At 71.1% G+C, this 4,773-nt stretch carries 4 protein-coding genes; all 4 read left to right on the forward strand.

Annotation, left to right across the window (positions count from 1 at the left end; all coding sequences use genetic code 11):
* The first annotated feature begins 36 nt into the window (after positions 1-36).
* Positions 37-1,215, forward strand: a complete 1,179-nt coding sequence (locus H0488_RS22095; RefSeq protein WP_512698546.1) for a PP2C family protein-serine/threonine phosphatase — start codon at positions 37-39, stop codon at positions 1,213-1,215.
* Between the two features lie 11 nt (positions 1,216-1,226).
* Positions 1,227-2,609 carry an FtsW/RodA/SpoVE family cell cycle protein gene (locus H0488_RS22100; protein ID WP_183101363.1) on the forward strand — a complete coding sequence of 461 codons (1,383 nt, stop codon included), beginning with the start codon at positions 1,227-1,229 and terminating at the stop codon, positions 2,607-2,609.
* Positions 2,606-4,102, forward strand: coding sequence for a peptidoglycan D,D-transpeptidase FtsI family protein (locus H0488_RS22105; RefSeq protein ID WP_183101364.1), 1,497 nt, complete (start codon positions 2,606-2,608; stop codon positions 4,100-4,102). Before H0488_RS22100 ends, H0488_RS22105 begins: the two co-directional genes overlap by 4 nt.
* Positions 4,095-4,773 (forward strand): serine/threonine-protein kinase (locus tag H0488_RS22110; protein WP_183101365.1); only part of this gene is annotated, 679 nt, incomplete at its 3' end. The genes H0488_RS22105 and H0488_RS22110, both read left to right, overlap by 8 nt.

The following is a 4,773-nucleotide window of genomic DNA, read 5'->3' on the forward strand; positions in this document are numbered from 1 at the left end:
AAGGACAACCAGGACTCCGGCTACGCCGGCCCCTGGCTGCTCGCCGTCTGCGACGGCGTCGGCGGTGCCGCCCGCGGAGACATCGCGTCGAGCACCGCGGTCGGCGAGCTGCGCCAGCTCGACGAGGCGCCGGGTTCCGTCGACCTGCTCACCAGGGTCACCGACGGGCTGCACGAAGCGCACGAGTCGATCCACGCCCAGGTCGAGCACGACCCCGCCCTCGCCGGCACGAGTACGACGGCGACGGTCGCCCTGTTCGACGGCCACCGGGTCGCGATCGGCCACATCGGCGACTCGCGCGGCTACCTCTTCCGCGACGGCGAGCTCTCCCAGATCACCAGCGACCACACGTTCGTGCAGAGCCTCATCGACGAGGGCCGGATCACCGAGGAGGAGGCGCGGGTCCACCCCCACCGCAACCTGATCCTCAAGGCGCTCGACGGTCTGCACGAGGTCGAGCCCGACCTGTTCGCGATCGCGCTCGTCCCGGGCGACCGGGTCTTCCTCTGCAGCGACGGCGCGTGCGGCGTGCTCGAGGACCCGCGGATGGCCGACATCCTCGCCAGCGGCTCCCCCGAGTTCGCGGCCATCGAGCTGGTCCGAGCCAGCCTCGACGCCGGCAGCTCCGACAACGTGACCTGCGTCGTCGCCGACGTCCTCACCGAGGAGCAGGCCGCCGCCGACCCGGTGTACGCCGGCCTCGAGCCGATGGTCGTCGGCGCCGCCGCCGAGCTGCAGCGCCGNCGCAGCCTGTTCCGCGGCCACCGGTCCGGCGACACCGGCGAGCTCGAGCCGATCGACGCCGAGCTGCCCGCCGGCATCGAGTACGCCATCCAGGCCGACCCCCCGGTCGACCCCGAGGCCTACCGCTACGCCCCGCGCCCGCCCCGCCGCTTCACCTGGGCCCGCCGGATCCTCGCCGCCGCGGTGGTCCTCGGGCTGGTCTGGGTGCTGCTCGCGTCGGCGTACTGGTGGACCCAGCAGCAGTACTACGTCGGCGAGCACGAGGGCCAGGTCGCCGTCTACCGCGGCATCGACGGCGTACCGGGCCTCTCGAGCGTCTACCGCACCAGCGACCTCCCCGTCGGCGACCTCCCCGAGGCCGCCCAGTCCGATGTCGAGGAAGGCATCGCGGCCGACGACTACGAGGACGCCATCGCGATCGTCCGCAACCTGGCCGAGCGCATGATGCCCCCCGACGGCGTCGAGGAGTAGGTCCGAGACCCGTGGCAAACGCCCTTCTCCTGCAGTTCGTGCACCGCCGTCGGCGCGGTGCCGAGCTGTTCCTCCTCATCCTGGCGCTGATCGTCGGCATCGGCGCCTACGCCGCGGTCGGGCTCGGTGTCGACGGCGAGGTCCCGACCAACCTGGTCGGGTACGGCGGCTGGCTGGCCGCGCTCGTGATCCTCGCCCACGTCGTGGTGCGTCTGGTCGCGCCGTACGCCGATCCGGTGCTGCTGCCGATCGTCGCCGCCCTCAACGGCATCGGCCTCGCGATGATCCACCGGATCGACCTCGCCATGGACACCGGACAGGCCGACCAGCAGCTGATCTGGATGACCGTCGGCGTCGCGCTGTTCGTCGCCACCCTCGTGCTGCTGCGCGACCACCGGCTGCTCGCGCGCTTCACCTACACCTCCGGCCTCGCGGCGATCGCGCTGCTGGTCCTCCCGATGCTGCCGGGCATCGGCAACGAGGTGAACGGCGCCCGGATCTGGATCAACGTCGGCCCGTTCAACTTCCAGCCGGGCGAGGTGTCGAAGGTGCTCCTCGTCATCACCTTCGCCGGCTACCTGGTCGTCCACCGCGACGCGCTGGCGCTCGCCGGCCGCCGGGTGCTCTTCATCGACCTGCCCCGCGGCCGCGACCTCGGCCCGATCCTGGTGATGTGGGGGGTCAGCCTCAGCATCCTGATCCTGCAGAAGGACCTCGGCTCCAGCCTGCTGTTCTTCGGCCTGTTCCTGATCATGCTCTACGTCGCGACCGAGCGACCGGGCTGGCTCGTGGTCGGCGGCGCGCTCTTCTTCGGCGGGGCGGCGGTGGCGTTCCGGATCTTCGCCCACGTCCAGCAGCGGGTCGACATCTGGCTCGACCCCTTCGCCGACCGCAACGGCGACGGCTACCAGCTGGTGCAGAGCCTCTACGGGTTCGCCTGGGGCGGCCTCATCGGCCGCGGCCTCGGCGAGGGCATGCCGTCGCGGGTGCCGGAGGCCGAGTCGGACTTCATCATGGCGGCGATCGGCGAGGAGCTCGGCCTCACCGCGGTGATCGCGATCCTGCTGCTCTACGGCCTGATCGTCGAGCGGGCCCTCCGGGCCGCGCTGATCTCCCGCGACGGCTTCGGCAAGCTGGTCGCCACCGGCCTGGCCGGCGTGCTCGCGCTCCAGGTCTTCGTCGTCATCGGCGGCGTGACCCGGCTGATCCCGCTGACCGGTCTCACCACCCCGTTCCTGTCGTACGGCGGCTCGTCCCTGGTCGCCAACTGGGTGATCATCGCGCTGCTGCTGCGGATCTCCGACCAGGCGCGACGGCCGGTCCCCGAGGTCACCGACGACTCCGAGGACCCCGACCAGCTCCAGACCCAGATCGTGAAGACGGTGCCGAAGTGAACCGCCCCATCCGCACCGTCGCCATCTTCTGCATGTTCTTGTTCCTGGCGCTGATGGTGAACGTCAGCTATCTCCAGTTCTGGCAGGCCAAGGAGCTCAACGAGGACCCGCTCAACGCCCGGGTCACCGAGGCGGCGTTCAGCCGCGAGCGCGGCGACATCCGCACCGGCGAGGGGCGCGAGCAGATCACGCTGGCCCGCAGCCGGGAGTACGACGACCAGTACAAGTACCTCCGCGTCTACCCCAAGCCCCGGCTCTACGCCCACCTCACCGGCTACCTCACCCTCGGCAGCCAGACCGGCATCGAGCGGTCGCAGAACACCGTGCTCTCCGGCGAGGACCCGCGCCTGTTCGTCACCCGGTTGATCGACCTCGCACAGAACCAGAGCAACAAGGGCGGCAACGTCCAGCTCACCCTCGACCCGGAGGCGCAGGAGGCGGCCTACGACGCGCTGCTGTCGACGATCGGACCCGAGGGCGAGGGGTCGGTCGTGGCCATCGAGCCCAAGACCGGCCGGATCCTCGCGATGGTGTCGCTGCCGTCGTACGACCCCAACGAGCTGGCCACGCACGACTTCAACGCGTTCGAGAGCAACTACGCCCGCCTCGACACCGACGAGAAGGAGCCGCTGGTCAACCGGGCGATCCAGACCCGGCTGTTCCCGGGCTCGACGTTCAAGGTGGTCACCGCAGCGGCCGCGATCGAGAACGGCCTCTACGACGCCGACGACCAGGTGCCGTCCGGCGCGACCTGGCAGACGCCCGGCACCACCGGTGAGAGCAACGTGATCGACAACGAGGGCCGCTTCCTCTGCAACCCGGAGGAGGTGTCGTTCGCGACCGCGATGGGCCAGTCGTGCAACACCGCGTTCGCGAAGATGGCCGTCGAGCTCGGGCCGGAGAAGATGCGCGAGCAGGCGGAGAAGTTCGGGTTCAACAGCGACTACCTGCAGGACCTCTCCCCGCAGGCGCAGTCGGTCTACCCGACCAGCGTCGACGGCGAGGAGCTCAACGACGCCCAGACGGCGCAGACCGGCTTCGGGCAGTTCGAGGTGCAGTCGACGCCGCTGCAGATGGCGATGGTGGTCTCCGCCATCGCCAACCGCGGCACGCTGATGCGGCCCTACCTCGTCGAGGAGGTGCAGTCGGCGGAGTACGAGACGCTCGAGACCACCGACCCCGAGGAGATCCGCGACGCGGTCTCCCCGACCACCGCCGACCAGGTGACCGAGCTGATGGTCCAGACCGTCGACGACGGCACCGCCTCCCCCGCCGCGATCCCCGGCATCAGCGTCGCCGGCAAGACCGGCACCGCCCAGCGCGGCGTCGCGGGCCTGGCGCCGTACGGCTGGTTCGTCTCGTTCGGACCCGCCGAGGACGCCGAGGTCGCGGTCGCGGTCATGATCCAGGAGGCCCCCGGCAAGCAGATCGCGGGCGGCGCGCTCGGCGGCCCGATTGCCAAGGCAGTGATGGAGGCGGTCATCAATGACTGACCAGTACGCCGACGAAGCCCACCGCTACCGGCTCGACGAGCGGATCGCCACCGGCGGCATGGGGGTCGTGTGGCGGGCGACCGACACCCGCCTCAACCGACCGGTCGCGGTCAAGGTGCTCAAGCACGAGTACGCCGACGACCCGCAGTTCCGCTCCCGCTTCGAGACCGAGGCCCGCAACGCGGGCGCCCTGCACCACCCAGGGATCGCCAGCGTCTACGACTACTCGTCGAACCCGGGCGGCCCCGACGACACGGCGTCGCCGTACCTCGTCATGGAGCTGGTCGAGGGCGAGCCGCTCTCGGCCCTGCTCCAGCAGGCCCGCGTCCAGGCGCGGACGCTCGACCCCGCGGTCGTGCGCGACCTGCTGACCCAGACCGCCGACGCGCTCGCCGTCGCCCACCGCGCCGGCATCGTCCACCGCGACGTGAAGCCGGCCAACCTGATCGTGACCCCGGACCGGCGGGTCAAGGTCACCGACTTCGGCATCGCCCGTGCCGCCGACGACGCGCAGATCACCCGCACCGGCGCGGTGATGGGCACGCCGCAGTACCTCTCGCCCGAGCAGGCGCGCGGCAACCCGTCGACGCCGGCCTCCGACGTCTACTCGCTCGGTGTGGTCGGGTTCGAGTGCCTCACCGGGCGGCGACCGTTCGACGCCGGGACCCCCG

This window comes from Nocardioides pelophilus, from assembly GCF_014180685.1.
Lineage (GTDB): Bacteria > Actinomycetota > Actinomycetes > Propionibacteriales > Nocardioidaceae > Nocardioides > Nocardioides pelophilus.